Source organism: Shinella sp. HZN7, assembly GCF_001652565.1.
GTDB lineage: Bacteria > Pseudomonadota > Alphaproteobacteria > Rhizobiales > Rhizobiaceae > Shinella > Shinella granuli.
Genome location: NZ_CP015736.1, coordinates 326,787 through 346,573 on the forward strand (window position 1 = coordinate 326,787; position 19,787 = coordinate 346,573).

13 protein-coding genes are annotated in these 19,787 nt (G+C 64.4%); 9 read left to right on the forward strand and 4 right to left on the reverse strand.

What is annotated here, in order from left to right:
- Positions 1-65 precede the first annotated feature (65 nt).
- The gene (locus shn_RS01640; protein ID WP_064328883.1) at positions 66-1,262 is read left to right on the forward strand and encodes a flagellin; all 1,197 of its coding nucleotides are present in this window, start codon (positions 66-68) and stop codon (positions 1,260-1,262) included.
- A 327-nt stretch (positions 1,263-1,589) separates the two neighbouring features.
- The gene (locus shn_RS01645) at positions 1,590-2,783 is read left to right on the forward strand and encodes a flagellin (protein WP_064328884.1); all 1,194 of its coding nucleotides are present in this window, start codon (positions 1,590-1,592) and stop codon (positions 2,781-2,783) included.
- Between the two features lie 71 nt (positions 2,784-2,854).
- Here the strand turns inward: shn_RS01645 and glf are convergent, their stop codons facing one another.
- From glf to shn_RS37505, 4 genes are all read right to left on the reverse strand, one after another.
- On the reverse strand, positions 2,855-4,012 hold the full coding sequence (gene glf / locus shn_RS01650; protein WP_064328885.1) for a UDP-galactopyranose mutase: 1,158 nt from the start codon (positions 4,010-4,012) through the stop codon (positions 2,855-2,857).
- 12 nt (positions 4,013-4,024) lie between these two features.
- The gene (locus shn_RS01655; protein WP_064328886.1) at positions 4,025-5,317 is read right to left on the reverse strand and encodes a hypothetical protein; all 1,293 of its coding nucleotides are present in this window, start codon (positions 5,315-5,317) and stop codon (positions 4,025-4,027) included.
- Positions 5,318-5,364: 47 nt separating this feature from the next.
- On the reverse strand, positions 5,365-7,413 hold the full coding sequence (locus tag shn_RS01660) for a glycosyl transferase (RefSeq protein WP_064328887.1): 2,049 nt from the start codon (positions 7,411-7,413) through the stop codon (positions 5,365-5,367).
- A gap of 180 nt (positions 7,414-7,593) precedes the next feature.
- The gene (locus shn_RS37505; protein WP_064328888.1) at positions 7,594-11,673 is read right to left on the reverse strand and encodes an S-layer family protein; all 4,080 of its coding nucleotides are present in this window, start codon (positions 11,671-11,673) and stop codon (positions 7,594-7,596) included.
- Between the two features lie 749 nt (positions 11,674-12,422).
- Here shn_RS37505 and shn_RS01670 point away from each other — a divergent pair.
- From shn_RS01670 to rem, 7 genes are all read left to right on the forward strand, one after another.
- Positions 12,423-13,385 carry a flagellin gene (locus tag shn_RS01670; protein ID WP_064328889.1) on the forward strand — a complete coding sequence of 321 codons (963 nt, stop codon included), beginning with the start codon at positions 12,423-12,425 and terminating at the stop codon, positions 13,383-13,385.
- Between the two features lie 313 nt (positions 13,386-13,698).
- Positions 13,699-14,352 (forward strand): hypothetical protein, encoded by a 654-nt coding sequence (locus shn_RS01675; protein WP_064328890.1) that lies wholly within the window; start codon positions 13,699-13,701, stop codon positions 14,350-14,352.
- The gene (locus shn_RS01680) at positions 14,349-15,563 is read left to right on the forward strand and encodes a MotB family protein (protein ID WP_064328891.1); all 1,215 of its coding nucleotides are present in this window, start codon (positions 14,349-14,351) and stop codon (positions 15,561-15,563) included. Before shn_RS01675 ends, shn_RS01680 begins: the two co-directional genes overlap by 4 nt.
- A 31-nt stretch (positions 15,564-15,594) precedes the next feature.
- Positions 15,595-16,893: a chemotaxis protein MotC gene (gene motC / locus shn_RS01685; RefSeq protein ID WP_064332391.1), complete on the forward strand. Its 1,299-nt coding sequence runs from the start codon at positions 15,595-15,597 to the stop codon at positions 16,891-16,893.
- On the forward strand, positions 16,890-18,311 hold the full coding sequence (locus shn_RS01690; protein WP_145925846.1) for a flagellar hook-length control protein FliK: 1,422 nt from the start codon (positions 16,890-16,892) through the stop codon (positions 18,309-18,311). Before motC ends, shn_RS01690 begins: the two co-directional genes overlap by 4 nt.
- Positions 18,235-18,813 (forward strand): transglycosylase SLT domain-containing protein, encoded by a 579-nt coding sequence (locus tag shn_RS01695; protein WP_064328893.1) that lies wholly within the window; start codon positions 18,235-18,237, stop codon positions 18,811-18,813. The genes shn_RS01690 and shn_RS01695 overlap by 77 nt, the downstream gene beginning before the upstream one ends.
- 281 nt (positions 18,814-19,094) lie before the next feature.
- Positions 19,095-19,769, forward strand: coding sequence for a transcriptional activator Rem (gene rem / locus shn_RS01700; RefSeq protein WP_064328894.1), 675 nt, complete (start codon positions 19,095-19,097; stop codon positions 19,767-19,769).
- Positions 19,770-19,787 lie beyond the last annotated feature (18 nt).

Below are 19,787 nucleotides of genomic sequence, written 5' to 3' on the forward strand. Positions count from 1 at the left end.
GTAACCGGTAAAGTTTTCAGTCCGGTATGTCCCCCACCAGTATTACGTTCAAAGGGACAACGATAATGACGAGCATTCTCACCAACGCAGCAGCCATGTCTGCCCTCCAGACGCTGCGCTCCATCAACAACGGCATGGAAGACACGCAGGCGCGCGTTTCCTCGGGCCTGCGCGTCGGCAACGCCTCCGACAACGCCGCGTATTGGTCGATCGCGACCACGATGCGCTCCGATAACATGGCGCTCTCCGCCGTTCAGGACGCCCTCGGCCTCGGCGCCGCCAAGGTTGATACCGCCTATGCCGGTATGGAATCCGTAATTGAGGTCGTAAAGGAAATTAAGAACAAGCTTGTCGCAGCAACGGAAGACGGCATTGACAAGGCAAAAGTTCAAGGTGAAATCACCCAGCTCACCGATCAGCTCAAGGGTATCGTCGAGTCGGCTTCTTTCTCCGGTGAAAACTGGCTGAAGGGTGTGGATGGTGAGAATAAGACGGTCGTTGGTTCCTTCGTGCGCGAAGGTGGCAGTGTGTCGGTCAAGACCATGACCTATGCGATGAAGGCACTCGTCAGTGATGATGGGACCAGCGGTATCCTCGATAGGGAGTACACCGGCCTTGCTGCCGACACCGTTACTCTGACCATCAATGACGGTGGCGTTTCGAGTCAGAAGACGGTTCAGTCGTACACGACTGACTTCCTGATCAAGGAAGGTGCGAAGTTCGATGAAAACATCGCCATCACCAACGGTCAGGCTTATGTAAAGGTCGAGGGTGCTTGGGTAAAGGGCACCATTGTTGCGAATGCTGACCTGATCACCAATACGCAGGAACTGGCTGGCGTCTTCACGAAGGACTTCACTGCAGCAGACGATGGCATGGATGCTGCTATCGATGACGCCATCATCGTTGACACCGATCCGGCGCTTGATTCGGTAGACGCAGGCACGTCCATTCTCGGCATCGATATCACCGCGGGCGGCGTGGACCTTGATGCCCTGCTCAAGGGGGTCGATGCAGCCTTGACCGATCTGACCAGTTCTGCTGCCGAGCTGGGGTCGATCTCCATGCGTATCGGCTTGCAGGAAGAGTTTGCCTCAAAGCTCTCCGAGTCGATCGATAAGGGCGTCGGCCGTCTGGTCGATGCGGACATGAACGAAGAGTCAACCCGCCTGAAGGCGCTGCAGACGCAGCAGCAGCTCGCCATCCAGTCGCTGTCGATCGCCAACAGCGCGTCGCAGAACATCCTGTCGCTGTTCCGTTAATCGGCAAGCATATAGGGAATGACGAACGGGGGCTGACCGTTTGATCCCACTCCCCGATAAGGCCGCTCCCAAAGGGGGGCGGCCTTATCGCTTTTTTAACTCTTTTCTGGCACGCGCGTGCGCGCGAGGATTGTAAAAAAATACCGATGCTCCCGATTTTCCGTGATGCTTAGGAAAGCTTTAACCATGTTGGCATTAGCTATGGCTATCGAAGTGGCAAGCTGATCCTTGAAAAATCAAGGATTTAGTGGGCATGATGCTGACTGCCTCTCCCGGTGAAATCCGGAATGTCCCTTATCGTTCAGCCAATCAGGGGCAAGTACTCTTATGACGAGCATTCTCACCAACGTTGCGGCCATGTCCGCGCTCCAGACCTTGCGCTCCATCAGCAGCAGCATGGAAGACACGCAGTCGCGCGTCTCTTCGGGCCTGCGCGTCGGCAACGCGTCCGACAACGCCGCCTACTGGTCGATCGCGACCACGATGCGCTCCGACAACATGGCACTTTCCGCCGTTCAGGACGCCCTCGGCCTCGGCGCCGCCAAGGTTGATACCGCCTATGCCGGTATGGAATCCGTAATTGAGGTCGTAAAGGAAATCAAAGCTAAGATCGTTGCCGCCACGGAAGATGGTGTCGATAAGGCAAAAATCCAGGGTGAAATCACCCAGCTTACCGATCAGCTCAAGGGTATCGTGGAGTCGGCTTCCTTCTCCGGCGAAAACTGGCTGAAGGGCGAGGATGGTGACATTAAGACGGTTGTGGGGTCCTTCGTGCGCGAAGGTGGCAGCGTGTCGGTCAAGACCATTAACTACACGATGAAGGCGCTTATCACCACCGACGACACTGGCATCCTCGATAAGGAATACACTGGTCTTGCAGCCGATACTGTTACTCTGACCATCAATGACGGTGGCGTTTCGAGTCAGAAGACGGTTCAGTCGTATACGACTGACTTCCTGATCAAGGCGGGTGCAAAGTTCGACGACAACATCGCCATCACCAACGGTCAGGCTTATGTAAAGGTCGAGGGTGCTTGGGTAAAGGGCACCATTGTTGCGAATGCTGACCTGATCACCAATACGCAGGAACTGGCTGGCGTCTTCACGAAGGACTTCACTGTAGCAGACGATGGCATGGATGCTGTGATCGGTGATGCCATCATCGTTGACACCGATCCGGCGCTTGATTCGGTAGACGCAGGCACGTCCCTTATTGGTATCGACATCACTGCGGCTGGTGTAGATCTCGATGCCTTGCTTAGGGGCGTGGACGCCGCCTTGACCGATCTGACCAGTTCCGCTGCCGAACTGGGTTCAATTTCCATGCGTATCGGCCTGCAGGAAGAGTTTGCTACTAAACTCTCCGACTCGATCGACAAGGGCGTCGGTCGCCTGGTCGATGCGGACATGAACGAAGAGTCGACTCGCCTGAAGGCGCTGCAGACGCAGCAGCAGCTCGCCATCCAGTCGCTGTCGATCGCCAACTCGGCTTCGGAAAGCATCCTCACGCTCTTCCGTTAATCGCAAGGCGACCGATCACTCCAAGGTCTCAGAAGGCCCCGGTTCATCCGGGGCCTTCTTCCGTTTTGGCCTCAGAGCGGCGCGTGCAGGAAGGTGGGCATCGCGGCGTTCTCCGCATGACGGGCGAGGTAGAGCCGCGCGGTGTCGAGCGCCTCGCGGATCGTCACGTCCATGTCGAGATAGCGGTAGGTGCCGAGGCGGCCGACGAAGGTGACGCTCTGCTCCTGTTCGGCGCGCGCGACATAGTCGGCGAGCTGTGCCTTCTCCTCGACGAGGCGGATCGGGTAGTAGGGGATGTCGTCCGGCTCGCAGGCACGCGAGAATTCGCGGTAGCAGACCGAGCCCGCGGGCGTCTCCCAGGGCGAAAAATGCTTGTGCTCGGTGATGCGGGTATAGGGGACGGTAACGTCGCCGTAGTTCATCACCGCGCAGCCCTGGTAGTCGCCCTCATAGGTGAAACGCTCGAAATCGAGCGTGCGGTAGCCGAGCCGGCCGAGCTCGTAATCGAAATAGCCGTCGAGCGGGCCGGAATAGAAGAGATGGCCGTAGCCGGCCTTCTCGCCGCGGCGGAAGCCGGTTTCGAGCGCCACCGTGATGTTCGGATGATCGAGGATGCGCGCGATCATCTCGGTATAGCCGGTCTCCGGCATGCCCTGGTATTTGTGGAAGAAATAGTTGTCCTCGTAGTTGAAGCGCACCGGCAGGCGCTTCAGGATCGAGGCCGGCAGCTCGGTCGGCGCGCAGCCCCACTGCTTCTGCGTGTAGCCCTTGAAGAAGGCCTCGTAGAGGTCGCGCCCGACGAAGCGCAGCGCCTGTTCCTCGAAGGTCTGCGGATCGGTGATCGTCTTGTCCGCCTGTTCCTCCAGAAAGGCGCGGGCCTCGTCCGGGCGAAAGCTCTTGCCGAAGAACTGGTTGATCGTGTGCAGGTTGATCGGCAGCGAATAGACCTGCCCGCCGCTCGTCGCCTTCACGCGGTTCTTGTAGGGCATGAAGGTCATGAAGCCGTTCACATAGTCCCACACTTCCCTGTCGTCGGTGTGGAAGATATGCGGCCCGTAGACATGCACCATCACGCCGGTCGCCTCGTCCCGCTCCGTGTGGCAGTTGCCGCCGATATGGTCCCGCTTGTCGACGATCTCGACCGCATGGCCCGCCTCGGCAAGCGTGCGGCCGATGACCGCGCCGGAAAGCCCGGCGCCGACGACGAGGATTTTTTCCTTTACACCCATGGAGACCGGTCCTCAGCCCGCCATCCGCAGGGCGAACTGGGGCTTTTCCACTGCCGGGAAGAGGCGCTCGCGCATGAGTGCCTCATAGGCCTCGATGAGCGGGCTCGGGTCCCAGCCGCGCTCCTGCGGGCCGAAACTCAGGTGGCTGACGGTGAAATCCGAGTAAATCGCCGTCGGCCGCTGCAGGAGCTTCGGAACGCCGATGGTGAGCGCGTGTTCGTCGTCGCCCCGCGGCAGGGCCATGTGCGCGAGATCGCGGCCGAGCCAGGCGATGAAGTTGATCGACTGCCGCTCCGTCCAGTCGACGACCCTGGTCGGAAGGGCAAGCGTCCTGCCGCCCTGGTCGAGGAAGAAGTCGTGAAGCTTCACGGCCCGCTCGGCGCTCTCCCAGAGGCTGCCGCCGAAGCCGCCCGGCGGCAGCTCGAAATGGCCGACGCCCGGCGGAATGGAACCGGCCGCCTGCTGGAAATAGGCGCAGACGCCGTTGTTCACCACATTGGCCGAGACGACGAAGTAATGCGGATTGTTCCGGCGGAACTGGATGAAGCCGTCCAGTTCGTCGATGTCGAGATAGACGATGTCGTCGTCGCATTTCAGGAACACCGCGTCGGAGAAGGCCTCCAGCCGCGTGGCGTAATAATCGTAGGCCTGCCAGTAGGGCATCTGATCGCCCGGATTGCCGATATAGCGCCGCGTGGCCGCGCCGGCATCGCAAAGCTCGAGGTCCGCACCCCAGCCGCCGCGCATGCGCACGCTCGCGCCGGCGGAAATGTCGAGCTCCGGCCAGCTGCCGATGGTCACGCCGTTGACGCGCAGCGTCGGCACGCCGGCCGCGTCGAGCGACAGCACGACATCGTTCGGCCGGCCGGGGGAGAGCACGCCGGGCGTCGGCGCGCTCCACAGGTTGGTGTCGTCGCCGCGCTCTGGGTTCTCCAGCTTTTCGCGCGGGATCTTGCGCAGCGCCGAATGGGTGTTCTTCCAGCCGCCGACCACGAATTCATAATGGTCGTTCGGGCGGTCGTGCGGGGTGAGGGTGATGTGCAGGTCGTGCCGGATGCGGGCGCTGGTGCGGAACGCGGCCTGGCGCGAGACGCTGCCGACCGGCTGGTAGGGCACTTTCGCGCCCATGTAACGCACCGGGCCGAATTCCCGGCTCACCCAGGCATGATCCTTTGCCGAGCGGGTGAAGTCCCAGATGTGCCACTCGTCGATGATCCCGAGGTCCATCGCCCGGCGGACATACTGGGTGAGGATCTCCATCCGCTTCTGCCGTCCGGCAAAGGTCACCAGGATTACGGGGGTCATGTTGTCCTCGTCATTCAGAACTTCGGGTTGCGGGCGGGCTGGAGCGGTCAGGCGGCCGGCGCCGGCCAGAGGCGGGCGTCGGGCCAGAGCGGGGCGTGTTCATCGAGGCTGGCAAGCGCCGCGCGATAGCGCTGCCGGTAGGTCTCATCGTCTTCGAATTCGATGCCGGCGGCGGCAAGCTCGGCGCCGACCTCGTAGTAGACGTCGAGATTGCGCAGGTCGGGCACGGGCGTTTCCCCCCGCTCGGCATCGCCCTGCATCTGCCAGAACAGCTCTTCAAGGCGGCGGGCAAGGCCAGGCATGTCGCGCAACGCGCAGGTTTCACGCTGGCGCTGCAGCGAATCCTTCGCCGCCGCAAGGCTCGCCGGGTTCCGGGCGAAGGCGACGGCCTTGTGCACGTAGTCGTCCGGGCCGGCGCAGACCATCTCGGGAATGCCGGCGGCCGAAACGATGCTGGCGCAGAAGCGCGAGGCGAAGCTCTTGCCCGCGATGGTCAACACCGGCAGGCCCTGGGTGATGGCGTCGGCCGCGGTGGAGTGGGCGCCGTAGGGGAAGGTGTCGAGGAAGAGATCGGCAAGGCCGATGCGGGCAAGATGGTCGGGATTCTGCGCCTTGCCGGCGAAGATGATGCGCTCCGGCGCGACCCCGTTCTGTGCCGCGATCTGCTTCAGGCGCTCGTTGACGCTGTCGTCGCCGGCGAGCAGCCACAGCACGCTGCCGGGCGTTGCCAGCAGGATCGCCATCCAGCGGCCGAAGCAGGCGGCGGTGATCTTCTGCATGCCGTTGAAGCTTGCGAAGACGAAGGCGTTTTCCGGCAGGCCGACGCTGGCGCGTGTCGGGCGCGGCGAGACCGCGCGCTTGCGGTCCACCGGCTGGTTGCAGGCGATGCGCAGGACCTTCTCGGTGTAGTAGATCTCGTTTTCCGGCGGCACGATGCGTTCGTCGGCGATCATGTACTGGTGGTAGGGGCTCGCCATGGTGCCGGGATAGCCGCAGAAGTTCACGATGACGGGTGCCGGACGGTAGGCGAAGATCTTGGTGCGGGCATTGCGGGTATAGCCGTTGACGTCGACGAGCACGTCGATCTCGTCGGCGGCGATCTGGCGGGCGGCGTCGATGTCGCTGAGCGTGTCGATGTCGCGCCAGTGGTCGACCGCCAGCTTGATGCGGGCCTGGGTCTGGTCGAGGGGCGCCGGGTCGCCGCAATAATAGGCGAAGACCTCGACACTCGCCTTGTCATGCAATTCGAGCACTTCGCTGAGCGCGAAACCGACCGCGTGCTGGCGCAGGTCCGAGGAGAGGTAGCCGATGCGCAGCCGCTGCCCGGTTCCCGACCTCTGCCGCACCGGATTGCGTGTGAAGGCCGCAAGATCGGCGGGACGGCCGACATTCGTGCGGCAGTAGCGATGAGCCTTTGCCATGTGGAAAATGGGATCGTCCGTATAGCAGGCGATCGTCATGGACGAGGTCGCATCCATGAAATGGCGCGGCGTGACATGGAGGGAAGGGGTGAAGACCGGCCACTTGCACTGGCGCATGCGCAGCGAGATCCAGTGCTGCGCGGCCTCCGGGCGCGAGGGCTGCAGTTCCATGGCCTGCCAGAGGGCGGCCTCGGCTTCCTCCAGATGCCCGGTGCCTTCCAGAACGCGGCCGATATGCTGGAGGCTGAGCAGGCGGTTGTTGATCCTGTCCGGCGTGACGTCGGCGGTCGCATCGGCATAGACGCGCCATTGCTGGACGGCCTGGCCGGTCAGCCCGCAGTCCTCCAGCGTCCTGCCGAGATTGATATGGGCCTGACCGAACTGCGGATTGATGCGCACGGCGGCGCGCAGGGCGTGCAGCGCGCCGGCGGCATCGCCGGCCTTCGAGAGCGAGACCGCATAGTTGAAATAGGCAAGATGCAGCAGCGGGTTGCTGTCGTTGAAGGCGATCCAGAGCTTGTAGAGTTCGCCCGCCTGTGCCGTCGCCCCGGCCGCCGTCAGGCTTTCCGTCATCTGGAACAGCTCGGTCAGCGAGAGCTGCTGGTTGCGGGCCCGCCCGAGGATGTTGAGGAACGAAGCGGCGGGATCGGCGAGAATGGGAGTGCTGACGGTCATGACATCCTGCGGCAAGGGGGCCTGCTGGCCGGGCTGTTGAACGGCTCGAAGGGAGCTCGTCTGCCTTGCTATCGGAGTTGACTTGCGTCGGGCTGATCGTTTTGCGCGAAGGAAGGGTCGCCGTCGGGGGCGGAAGAAGGAACGGCGGCGCGATATGGACCGCGCCGCCGCATGTCGGGGTTAGATCGAGGCGTAGGCCTGGATGACGGCTTCGACCTGTGCCGTGTTCATGGCCGCGATCTGTTCGGCCTTGAGGGCCATGATCTGGGCGGAGCCGAGGGCTGCGATGTCCTCGGTGGCCAGACCCTGCAGGGCCTTCAGGCTGATTGCAGCGATTTCGTCGGTCGTGAAGGTCTTGATGCCGTCCGAGCTCATCGCCTGGATGGCGGCTGCGCTGAGGCCTGCGATCTGCGAGCTGGTCAGGGCGGCGACCTGGGTCGTCGACAGAGCCCCGATCTGGCCGCCGGTCAGACCCGCAATCTGCTTGGCATCGAGAGCGGCGATCTGGCCGGTGCCGAGGGCCGCGATCTGCGCGCTGTTGACCGTAGCGATCTGCTTGGCGCTGAGGCCGGCGAGCTGGCCGGTCGAGAGCGCTGCGAGCTGGCCGGTGGACAGGGCGTTCAGCTGGGTGCTGGTGAGGGCAGCGATCTGCTTGCTGTCGAGGGCTGCGATGGCCGCGGTTGTGATGCCGGCAAGCGCCGAGGTTTCGAGACCGGCGAGAGCCTTGACGTTGATGGCAGCCAGCTCATCCGTGCTGAACAGGGCCAGCTCGGCCGAGTCGATGGTCTTCAGGGCAGCGGCGCTGAGCGCGGCGACCTGCGAGGTCGTCAGGGCGGCGATCTGGTCCGTCGACAGGGCTGCTGCCTGGACGCTGGTCAGGGCGCCGATCTGGGCGCTCGACAGGCCGGCGATCTGGCCGGTGCCGAGGGCTGCGATCTGTGCCGAACCGATCGTGGCGACCTGCTTGACGCTCAGGCCGGCAAGCTGACCGGAGCCGAGGGCTGCGACCTGACCGCTGGAGAGTGCATTGAGCTGGGTGCTGGAGAGGGCGGCGATCTGCTTGCTGTCGAGGGCGGCGATGGCGGCGGTGGTGATGCCGGCAAGCGACGCGGTTTCGAGGCCGGCGAGAGCCTTGACGCTGATGGCGGCCAGTTCATCTGTGCTGAACAGGGCGAGTTCCGCCGAGTCGATGGTCTTCAGGGCGGCGGCGCTGAGCGCTGCGACCTGTGCGCTGGTGAGGGCAGCGATCTGGCCCGTCGACAGGGCTGCTGCCTGGTTGCTGGTCAGGGCGCCGATCTGGGCGCTGCCCAGCGAAGCGACCTGGCCGGTGCTGAGGGCAGCGATCTGCGCGCTGTTGACCGTAGCGACCTGCTTGGCGCTCAGGCCGGCGAGCTGGCCGGTCGAGAGCGCTGCGAGCTGGCCGGTGGACAGCGCATTGAGCTGGGTGCTGGTGAGGGCAGCGATCTGCTTGCTGTCGAGGGCGGCGATGGCGGCGGTGGTGATGCCGGCAAGCGCTGCGGTTTCGAGGCCGGCGAGGGCCTTGGCGCTGATGGCTGCCAGCTCATCGGTGCTGAACAGCGCCAGTTCCGCCGCGTCGATGGTCTTCAGGGCAGCGGCGCTGAGCGCGGCGACCTGCGAGGTCGTCAGGGCGGCGATCTGGTCCGTCGACAGGGCTGCTGCCTGGACGCTGGTCAGGGCGCCGATCTGGGCGCTCGACAGGCCGGCGATCTGGCCGGTGCCGAGGGCTGCGATCTGTGCCGAACCGATCGTGGCGACCTGCTTGACGCTCAGGCCGGCAAGCTGACCGGAGCCGAGGGCTGCGACCTGACCGCTGGAGAGTGCATTGAGCTGGGTGCTGGAGAGGGCGGCGATCTGCTTGCTGTCGAGGGCGGCGATGGCGGCGGTGGTGATGCCGGCAAGCGCCGCGGTTTCGAGGCCGGCGAGAGCCTTGACGCTGATGGCGGCCAGTTCATCTGTGCTGAACAGGGCGAGTTCCGCCGAATCGACCGTCTTGAGGGCTGCGGCGCTGAGCGCTGCAATCTGCGAGCTGGTGAGCGCTGCGATCTGGCCGGTCGACAGGGCTGCTGCCTGGCTGCTGGTCAGGGCGCCGATCTGGGCACTGCCCAGCGAAGCGATCTGGCCGGTGCTGAGGGCAGCGATCTGAGCCGAGCTGATCGTGCCAACCTGCTTGGCACTGAGGCCGGCGAGCTGGCCGGTCGTCAGGGCTGCGAGCTGGCCGCTGGACAGGGCATTGAACTGGGTGCTGGTGAGGGCACCGATCTGCTTGCTGTCGAGGGCGGTGATGGCAGCGGTGGTGATGCCGGCGAGAGCTGCGGTTTCGAGGCCGGCAAGGGCCTTGACGTTGATGGCTGCCAGCTCATCGGTGCTGAAGAGGGCGATTTCCGCCGAGTCGATGGTCTTGAGGGCAGCGGCGCTGAGCGCTGCGGCCTGCGAGCTGGTGAGCGCTGCGATCTGGTCCGTCGACAGGGCTGCTGCCTGGGCGCTGGTCAGGGCGCCGATCTGGGCGCTCGACAGGGCGGCGACCTGGCCTGTGCCGAGGGCTGCGATCTGTGCCGAGCCGATCGTGGCAACCTGCTTGGCGCTCAGGCCGGCGAGCTGGCCGGTCGAGAGAGCCGCAACCTGACCGGTGGACAGGGCATTGAGCTGGGTGCTGGAGAGGGCGGCGATCTGCTTGCTGTCGAGGGCGGCGATGGCGGCCGTCGTGATGCCGGCGAGCGCCGCGGTTTCGAGGCCGGCAAGGGCCTTGACGTTGATGGCGGCCAGTTCATCGGTGCTGAACAGTGCCAGTTCGGCCGAGTCGATGGTCTTCAGGGCAGCGGCGCTGAGTGCTCCGACCTGCGCGCTGTTGAACGCAGCGATCTGGCCCGTCGACAGGGCTGCTGCCTGGCTGCTGGTCAGGGCGCCGATCTGGGCGCTGCTCAGCGAGGCGATCTGACCGGTGCCGAGGGCGCCGACCTGTGCACTGTTGAGGGTCGCGAACTGCTTGGCGCTCAGGCCGGCAAGCTGGCTGGTGCCGAGGGCAGCAACCTGGCCGGTGGACATGGCGTTGAGCTGGGTGCTGGAGAGGGCGGCGATCTGCTTGCTGTCGAGGGCTGCGATGGCGGCGGTGGTGATGCCGGCAAGCGCCGCGGTTTCGAGGCCGGCGATGGCCTTGGCGCTGATGGCGGCCAGCTCATCGGTGCTGAACAGCGCCAGTTCCGCCGAATCGATCGTCTTCAGGGCGGCGGCGCTGAGCGCGGCCACCTGCGAGCTGGTCAGGGCTGCGATCTGGTCCGTCGACAGGGCCGCTGCCTGGCTGCTGCTCAGAGCTGCGATCTGGGCGCTGTTCAGGCTCGCGATGCTGGCCGATGCGATGCCGGCAAGGGCGGAGGCATCGAGACTGGAGAAGGCCTTGGCGTTGATGGCGGCCAGTTCATCCGTGGTGAAGAGGGCGATTTCCGCCGAATCGAGGGTCTTGAGAGCGGCAGCGCTGAGGCCGGCGACCTGCGTTGCGGAGAGGGCCGCGATCTGGCCCGTCGAGAGCGCCGCAGCCTGGCCGCTGGTGAGAGCGCCGATCTGCGCGCTGGACAGCGATGCGATCTGCGTGGTGCTGAGGGTTGCGATCTGCGTCGTGGAGAGCGTGCCAACCTGCTTTGCCGTCAGGCCGGCGATCTGGCCGGTGCTGAGGGCGCCGAGCTGGCCGCTGGAGAGCGCGTTGAGCTGGGCGCTGGAGAGGACGGCGATCTGGCCGGTGCCGAGGGCGGCGATGCTGGACGATGCGATGCCCGCGAGCGCCGCCGTGCTGATGCCGGCGATCGCCTTGGCATTGATGGCGCCGAGCTCATCGGTGGTGAACAGCGCCAGTTCGGCGGAATCGATGGTGGTGAAGACCTGGTAGCCGAGGGCCGCGATCTGCGCGGAGTTCAGCACGGCGATTTCATCCGTGGTGAAGGTCGCGACCTGGGCGCTGGTGAGAGCCGCTGCCTGCGTGGCCTTGAGGCCTGCAATGTGGCCGGAGGTCAGGGACGAGATCTGGGCGGCGCTGAGGCCGGCGATGGACTTGACGGCGATCGAGCCGATCTGCTCCGAAGTGAAGGAGAGGAGGCTGCTCGACTGGAAGGCGTTGAGCTGGGCAGCGCTGAGCGCTGCGACCTTTTCCGAGGTCAGCGCCGCGACATCCTCGGTGTTGAGAAGCTGGATCGCACTCGTGGAAAGGTTCCGGATCTGGCTCGGAGTCAGATTGGTAATGATTGAAGTCATGGACGCGCGCCCTTGTGTTAGCGGATGACAAACGTCGTTTTCGTTCCACCGACCGTGCGGGAAGAGGTTCGATCTTCTCCTCGGGTCCCCAGGCGCGCAAAGCACCCGCCGTGTACCGCTCGGTCGAGCGCCATCGACGGCGCCAACGGTCCGGACGTCCGGTTGGACGAAAACAATGTCACATGAAACATGGCTCGAACGAGCCAGCGCATTGGAAGGGCATCATGCGCGGAGCTGAACCAGCCCCGATCCCTACGCCATCGGTCGCAAATGCCATGCATTGGCTATGCTTTTTCAGGGCAGGCAGCGCCGGGCAGAAAAATTGCCCCAGCCAGCCCTTTTCGACCACGTAAAGTTCTAATCGGCAGCGTTTAATTTTGGGTTAACAGGCGCGCAGCTCAGGTTGTATCCCATCCCGGCCGATGCTCCGACAGGCACTGTTCCGGCGGCAAAGCGCGGCGGTTGTGACGCAGCTTGCCCGAAAGGGGGCGGGGTGAGCCCCCACGTTGGATCTTCCGGCCGACTGCGAAAACTGGCTTTGGAAAATAAACGTTATCTTCACTTTTCTTCCGATGCGCCAAGTCTGTTAACCATTTGTTAACCATTCGCCATTAACCCTTTGTTAAGAACGATGGACTGGCGCCCAGGGCAAACGAGCGGCGCCGGATGCATGAAGCCGCTTCGTCGTTACCGGTCCCCGCCTCACTCCGGCATGTCCCCCGACAATTCCTTTTTCAGGGCAAGTGCCAATGACCAGCATATTGACCAACTCCGCCGCCATGGCGGCGCTGCAGACCCTTCGTTCCATCGACAACGGACTTGAAACCACGCAGGGGCGCGTCTCGTCCGGCATGCGCGTCGAGACCGCCGCCGACAATGCCGCCTACTGGTCGATCGCGACCACCATGCGCTCCGACAACCGCGCCATCTCGACCGTCGCCGACGCCCTCGGCCTCGGCGCGGCCAAGGTCGACACCGCCTACACGGCGCTCGAGAACGTCATCGAGGTGATGAGCGAGATCAAGGCGAAGCTGGTGGCCGCCCGCGAGCCGGGCGTCGACAAGAACAAGATCAACGACGAATTGAAGGAATTGAAGAACCAGCTCGTCTCGGCCGCCCAGTCGGCATCCTTCTCCGGCGAGAACTGGCTCTATAATTCCGGCGCGGACGCGCTCGGCGTCAAGTCCGTCGTTGCCTCCTTCGTGCGAACCGCAAGCGGCAACGTCAAGGTCGCCACGCTCGATTTCGACACCGCCAATTCCGTGCTGATCGATATCCAGGAGCCCGATCGCGGCTACCTCACCAGGGCCATCGACGCCGATGAACTGGTGGACGAGCCGACGGGCGTCGCCCGGGAATATTATCTGATCGCATCGAACCCGGTGACCAGTGGTGAGCCCATCGAGATCGACGGAAGTACGGACTATGAGGCTCTCGACGACATGATCAGCGTCGTCGACAACATCCTCAAGGACCTGACGAACGCCGCATCCACGCTCGGCGCCATCACCAGCCGCATCGAGATGCAGGAGAGCTTTGTCGCCAGCCTCAACGACGTGATCGACAAGGGCATCGGTCGTCTCGTCGATGCGGACATGAACGAGGAATCGACCCGCCTGAAGGCGCTGCAGACCCAGCAGCAGCTCGGCATCCAGTCGCTGTCGATCGCCAATTCGAGTGCCGAAAACATCCTCCAGCTCTTCCGTCAGTAAGGGCAGGCAGGTTCTCTTCCGCCCCGGCCGTTGGTCATCGGCCGAGGCGGGCGGTTGGGCCGCGTTATTTGCCCTGGCGCGGCCCAACACCTTTCATCTTCATCCTCGCACAAGTTTGACCCCCTAGGCTCGGTGGCACGATCAGGAAGATTGTGTGCCTTTCGCCTCACGGAAGGTGCGGTGTCCGAGGAGACGGGTCAGCGGTGGTGTCAGGTTCCAGTGTTTTCGAGAGCGAGCGTTGCAGCGGTCCGCGGGGTTCCCGCCGGACTTTTCATGCGTTCGTCCGGCACGCGGCGAAGCGGGAGGACGCGCGATGAGCGTGCAGCTCGCCCGTTACCTCAAGGATTTCGGCGCCCCCCCGCGCCCCAAGATACCTGCCTTCCAGCCGCCGTCCTTTGGCGAGGAGGGGGGCGGCGCTGCGGCCCAGGCCTTTGTCATGCCGCCGGCCGAACCGCCGGTGGACCTGGTTGCCGAGCGTGCCGAGGCCTTTGCGGATGGCAAGGCGGAGGCCGAGATGGAGCTTCGCAGCAAGCACGAGGCCGAGATCGCGGCCCTGAAGGAGGCGCACGAGGCCGAACTCGACAGCCTGAAGGCGCGCTACGAGAGGGACTATGCCAGCGCCCTTGCCGAGCGGTTTTCCACGTTGACGGGCGAGGTGGCCGAGCGTGTCGCTGCCGACACGGCCGAGGTTCTGGCACCGGTGATGAACGATGTGCTGGCGCGGGGCGCGGTTGCCGACCTTGCCCGCATGATCGCCGAGGGCCTGCAGGGCGACGAAGGCCTGACGATAACGGTGAAGGGGCCGGCAAACCTCTTCCAGCAACTGGAAACGCATTTCGACGAACCCGCGCCGGTCTTCCGGCATGTCGAGATGCAGGATGTCGATTTGACGGTGGAGTTCGGCGAAACCGTCCTGGTAACGCGGATGGCGGCCTGGGCTGACACCGTACGCAAGGTGCTTGCATGAGCGAAGGCGAAAATCACCACCACGGCAAGAACGAGATCATCATCGTCAAGCGCCATGGCGACCACGAGGGCGACCACCATTCGGCCGCCTGGAAGATCGCCTATGCCGACTTCATGACCGCGATGATGGCCTTCTTCCTCGTGATGTGGCTCGTCAATGCCGCCAACGAGAAGACCCAGGCCTCCGTCGCCTCCTATTTCAACCCGATCAAGCTGACCGACGACAAGCCGGCCGACAAGTCGGTGAAGAAGCCGGCCAACAGCGCCGAAGGCGAGGCGACGCAGGACAAGTCCAAGGAACAGGGCCAGCAGCAGGCGAGCGGCAACGGCGCGGAAAGCGGCAAGGACGAGAAGACGACGGCCGGAGAGGAAGCGAAGTATTCCGAGGCCAACTTCTTCGAGAATCCCTATTCCGTGCTGTCGGAAATCGCGCAGGAAGTCGGCCAGCAGGCAAATGTCAGCGCCAAGGGCGAGGGCGGCGCGGCGACCTCCGGTCCGGCGACCGGCGCCAATGGCGGCGAAGCCTATCGCGATCCGTTCGATCCCGATTTCTGGACCCAGCAGGTCGATATCTCGCAGGCGACGGACGCCGGCAGCGAGAGCCAGCAGATGGCGGTCGCCAGCGACGACACCGTGAAGGAGGCTCTCGCCAGGGAAGAGGCGGAAAAGGCCGCGGCCGCGAAGGCCGAAGCGGAAAAGGTCGTCGCCGAAGCCGCCAAGGCGAGGGAAGACGAGAAGAAATCCGCCGAGGAAAAGAAGGCGGACGAATTGAAGAAGCAGTTGGCCGATGAGATCGGCACGCTCGGCAAGCTGGCCGAGGGACTGAGCGTGACGCCGGCCGAAGGCGGCCTGCTCGTCAGCCTCACCGACCAGCTCGACACGCCGATGTTCAATGTCGGCTCGGCCGTGCCCAAGCGCGAAATGGTGCTGGCGATGGAGAAGATCGGCAAGGTCCTCGAGGGCCGGCCGGGCGCCATCGCCATCCGCGGCCATACCGACGCCCGTCCCTTTGCCGGCGGCAAGAACGACAACTGGAAGCTTTCCATGGATCGTGCGCAGAGCGCCTATTACATGCTGGTGCGCGGCGGCCTGGAGGAAAAGCGCGTGAGCCAGGTGACCGGCTTTGCCGATCGTCGCCTGAAGGTTCCCGCCGATCCGATGGCGGATGCCAACCGCCGCATCGAAATCCTCATCCAGGCCGAGGGCAGCTGACGCCATGGGCTTCTTGCGGCGCTCTCTCCTGATGGGAACGGTCTTGTGCACGGTGCTTTCCGCCGTCGCGCCCGCGCGTGCCGAAGACCTCGACAATCTTGCGCCCTACAAGATGATCCGCTCGCTGCAATATGTGCAGGACACGGTGGCGCTTGGCGACCATTCGGCGATGGAGATGCAGCGCTTCCTGCTGAGCACCATCGACGAGCGGCTGCGCACCGGAGAATCCGTGCTCTTCGACGACCCGCGCAATGTGGACGCCGCGCTCGTCTACGCGATGAGCGGCGGCAATCCCGAGACGCTGGAAGTGCTGATCAGGAAGGATGTCGAGGGGCATTTCGATTCCCGCCTGACCGATGCCCTGCGCAGCTATCTCAGCGGCCGCGGCACGCAGAGCGTCAAGTCGCTCGCGGAGATCTTCCCGGAATACAAGCGTTCGCGCGTCGGCCCCTATCTCGCGCTCGTCTCGGCCAATTCGGTCATGCGCAAGGATCCTGCGCTGGCACTCACCTATTTCGACTGGGCACGGCTCGTCGCCCCCGGCACGATCGTCGAGGAGGCGGCGCTGCGCCGCTCGATCTACATCGCCAGCGAGGCCGGCTGGATCGACAAGAGCATGACCTATGCCAACCGCTATGCGCGGCGCTACCTGCGGTCGCCCTATGCCAGCCAGTTCGCGGATCTCTTCGTGAAGCTGGCGGTCGATCATTTCGAGGCGATCAAGGAAGACGACATTCTGGAGATACTCTCCTTCATGGACGTGCCGCGTCAGCGCGAGGTCTATCTGCGCATGGCGCGCCTTGCGGCGATCTCGGGCAAGAACAAGCTCGCCTCGCTTGCCGCCGAACGCGCCCAGGTGCTGTCCGGTGACGGGGAGAGCGTGCCGAAGGTGCTGGCGGACCTCTATTCGGGCCTGGCCTCCGTCCCTTCCGGGGACGTGGCGGCGGCGATGGAATCGATCATCGCCATCCCCGACGACAAGCTCTCGGCCAAGGACCGCGCCCTGAAGGCGGCGGCCCGCGCGGTGGCGGAGGAAGTGCTGCGTGAACCGGTGGTGCCCGTGGCGGCGGAGGCGGATCTTGCCAAGCCCGTGCGGCAGGCCGAGGACGCCTCCCATGACGGATTGAGCGAGGCGGAACTCGCCGATCGGGCGATGGATCCGCGGGCGGGCGTCGAAGAGACGCCGGTCGCCTCGGTCGTCGAGCCGGCAGAGGAAAAGAAAGAGCAGCCAGAAAGCGCGGGCATCGACCCCGCCTTCGATACATTCGTTTCGGGCGGGAGGTCCAAGCTCGACGAAATCGACGCGCTCTTGAAAGGAGAAGGCAGTTGAGCACCATCGGTAGCGGGGTTTTGGGCGTCGTGCAGGGGCAGGCGCCAGGAAAGGGCAAGGCTGGTCACGGCCAGGCCGCCGGCGCTTCGGAAGAGGGCGGCTTTGCCACTGCCATCGCCAGTCTTTCCGGACGGGAGGGTGACGGCGGGCGCAAGGGCGCGCGATTGTCGATTTCCGGCGCGGCCGTCCGTGGCGAGCACGACAGGGGAGAAACTGACCAGGCGCGCGTGAAGCTCGGGCGCCGCGATGGAGCGGCGCTGACCGAAGCCGCGGGCAAGCCCGGCGTGGATGCCTCCGAAGCGGACGACCGGCCTTTTGACGAAAAGGCGGCGCTCCTGCCGGAGGCTGCAGGCCGGCCGGGCCGCAGGACGCAGGGCGAGGTGCGCGACGGCAAGTCTGCCACGCTCCGTGGCGAAGATACGGACGTGGACGAGGACGCCACGGTGGCGGCCGACGCGACGCAGGAGACTGCGCCGAAAGCCGGGTCCGATGTCGGCAATCTTCTGGAAATGCTGGCCGCGCCGAATGCAATGCCGCTGGATGCGGCCGCGAAGGCCGGTATGCCGGGCACGGTGCCGGACGGGAAGGCGCAGGCCGGCGGCAAGGGAACGGTGAGGGTCGAGGCCCGTGCCGATGCCGCGGCCAAGGCCGATGGCACCCATGTGACGGATGCCATGCATGCCGGCGACGTGCCGCAGTCGGATGCCGACCAGCTCTTCCGGCTGATCCGCGCCGACGGCAAGGGGCGGGATCTCGACATGAGCCTGTCCGACAAGGGCGATCGCGCGACCTTCCGCGATGCCAATCCGACCGGCCCGAAGGGCGAGACGGTGACCGTGGTCGATGCGCGCCGCTATATCGGCCTTGCGCAGACCGGCAATGCGGCGGCCGTGACGACGGCGATCACGCAGGACCCGCAATGGGCGGCCTCGCTCAGCGCCACCGGCGGGCTCAGCCATGCGGAGACGGCGGCCACCGGCAAGGTCGTCAACACGCTGAAGATCCAGATGCACCCGATCGAGCTCGGCCTCGTGACGGCAACGCTGCGCCTGCACGGCGACGATCTCGTCGTCTCGCTGCAGGTTGAGACGGGCGAGGCCTATCGCCAGCTCATCGACGACCGGGACGCCATCGTGCGCGCGCTGCGCGGACAGGGTTTTGCCGTGGATCAGGTCAGCGTCCAGCTCGCACCGGCCGACAGGGGCGCGAATGCGCAGCAGGGCGACAGCCAGGGCCAGCAGCAGCAGTTCTCCGGCCAGCCGCAGGCCCGCGAGGGTGGCAATGGCCGCCAGGGCGGCAGTGGAGAGGGCACAGGCAATTTCGCACGCGAGGGAGCACCCCATGAAGGCACCACGTCGGACAACGCTCCTGGCCTTGCTGGCGGCCAGCCTCAGCGCTCTGGCGGCGTCTATCTCTGACGCCCAGGCCTCCGTCGGGGCGTGCGAGCGGGAAATCCTCGCGGCGGCCGCAAAATACGATGTTCCTGCCGGCATCCTCTACTCCGTCGGTCTCACCGAGACCGGCCGGAAGGGCTCGCTGCAGCCCTATGCCATGAACATCGAGGGCAAGGCCTTCTTCGGCCGCGACCGACAGGATGCCCTCCAGGCATTCGAAGCGGCGCGGGCGCGCGGCGCCAAGCTGATCGACCTCGGCTGCATGCAGATCAACCACCACTTCCACGGCGACCAGTTTTCCTCGCCTGCGGAGATGTTCGACCCGCGCAAGAATGTCGAATATGCGGCAGCATTCCTGGCGCGGCTGCACGCCCGGCACGAGACCTGGACGATGGCCGTCGCGCGCTATCATGCCGGTCCCAACAATGACCCCGCGCAGAAGCGTTATGTCTGCCGGGTGATCGCGAACCTGGTGGCGACAGGCTATGGAAGCTGGACGGCGAACGCGAAACAGTTCTGCCGGTAATTCTATTAAAAGTTGAGTTTTTGGGCTTGCGGCGGCCTGTGCCGTAATGTGGCAAGAATGCGCCCTGTTTTGGGATGGCAAGGCAGCTCGTTAACCTTTGTTAACTTTTCCACCGTAAAATTGTGGCAAAATCCGATGAGGCCTACTATATATAGACCAAATCGGCACGCAATTCTTAATCAACTGTTAATTCCACCCAGTCACTTCCTCTAGTTGCCGGTGATTCGCCCGATTCGTACCACTGCCTTAACGAGGCACCACACTGATTCGGAGGCGGACGAATGATCGTAGTGGTTGATGAGCGCGAGCTCGTTAAAGACGGCTATACTTCTCTTTTTGGTCGCGAGGGCGTGCCCTCGACGGGGTTCGATCCCCGTGAATTCGGCGAGTGGGTGAATACCGCTGCCGATTCGGACATCGATGCGGTCGAGGCGTTCCTGATCGGCCAGGGCCAGCTCTCCATGGAGCTGCCGCGTGCGATCCGTGATCGCTCGCAGGCCCCGGTTATCGCGGTCAGCGACACGCCCTCCCTGGAAACCACCCTTGCGCTCTTCGACAGCGGCGTCGACGACGTCGTGCGCAAGCCGGTGCATCCCCGTGAAATCCTGGCCCGTGCGGCGGCCATCCGGCGGCGCCTGAAGGCGCTGGCCAACCACACCGATATCGGTCCGATCCGCGTCTTCTCCGATGGCCGCGATCCGGAAATCACCGGCGAAGTCTTCCCCTTGCCGCGCCGCGAGCGCCGCATCCTCGAATATTTGGTCGCCAACCGCGGCCGCCGGCTTTCCAAGACCCAGATCTTCAACGCGATCTACGGCATCTTCGACGAGGACGTCGAGGAGAACGTGGTCGAAAGCCACATCAGCAAGCTGCGCAAGAAGCTGCGCAAGAAGCTCGGTTTCGACCCGATCGATTCCAAGCGCTTCCTTGGCTACTGCATCGACTGGCAGGGCTGACATGACATTGCTGGCTGG

Excerpts from the sequence above, each read along its gene's own strand:
- shn_RS37505 (WP_064328888.1), bottom strand. The coding sequence starts at position 11,673 with ATGACTTCAATCATTACCAATCTGACTCCGAGCCAGATCCGGAACCTT.
- shn_RS01675 (WP_064328890.1), top strand. The coding sequence starts at position 13,699 with ATGAGCGTGCAGCTCGCCCGTTACCTCAAGGATTTCGGCGCCCCCCCG.
- shn_RS01680 (WP_064328891.1), top strand. The coding sequence starts at position 14,349 with ATGAGCGAAGGCGAAAATCACCACCACGGCAAGAACGAGATCATCATC.
- shn_RS01645 (WP_064328884.1), top strand. The coding sequence starts at position 1,590 with ATGACGAGCATTCTCACCAACGTTGCGGCCATGTCCGCGCTCCAGACC.
- shn_RS01670 (WP_064328889.1), top strand. The coding sequence starts at position 12,423 with ATGACCAGCATATTGACCAACTCCGCCGCCATGGCGGCGCTGCAGACC.
- shn_RS01695 (WP_064328893.1), top strand. The coding sequence starts at position 18,235 with ATGAAGGCACCACGTCGGACAACGCTCCTGGCCTTGCTGGCGGCCAGC.
- shn_RS01660 (WP_064328887.1), bottom strand. The coding sequence starts at position 7,413 with ATGACCGTCAGCACTCCCATTCTCGCCGATCCCGCCGCTTCGTTCCTC.
- shn_RS01655 (WP_064328886.1), bottom strand. The coding sequence starts at position 5,317 with ATGACCCCCGTAATCCTGGTGACCTTTGCCGGACGGCAGAAGCGGATG.
- shn_RS01640 (WP_064328883.1), top strand. The coding sequence starts at position 66 with ATGACGAGCATTCTCACCAACGCAGCAGCCATGTCTGCCCTCCAGACG.
- motC (WP_064332391.1), top strand. The coding sequence starts at position 15,595 with ATGGGAACGGTCTTGTGCACGGTGCTTTCCGCCGTCGCGCCCGCGCGT.
- glf (WP_064328885.1), bottom strand. The coding sequence starts at position 4,012 with ATGGGTGTAAAGGAAAAAATCCTCGTCGTCGGCGCCGGGCTTTCCGGC.
- rem (WP_064328894.1), top strand. The coding sequence starts at position 19,095 with ATGATCGTAGTGGTTGATGAGCGCGAGCTCGTTAAAGACGGCTATACT.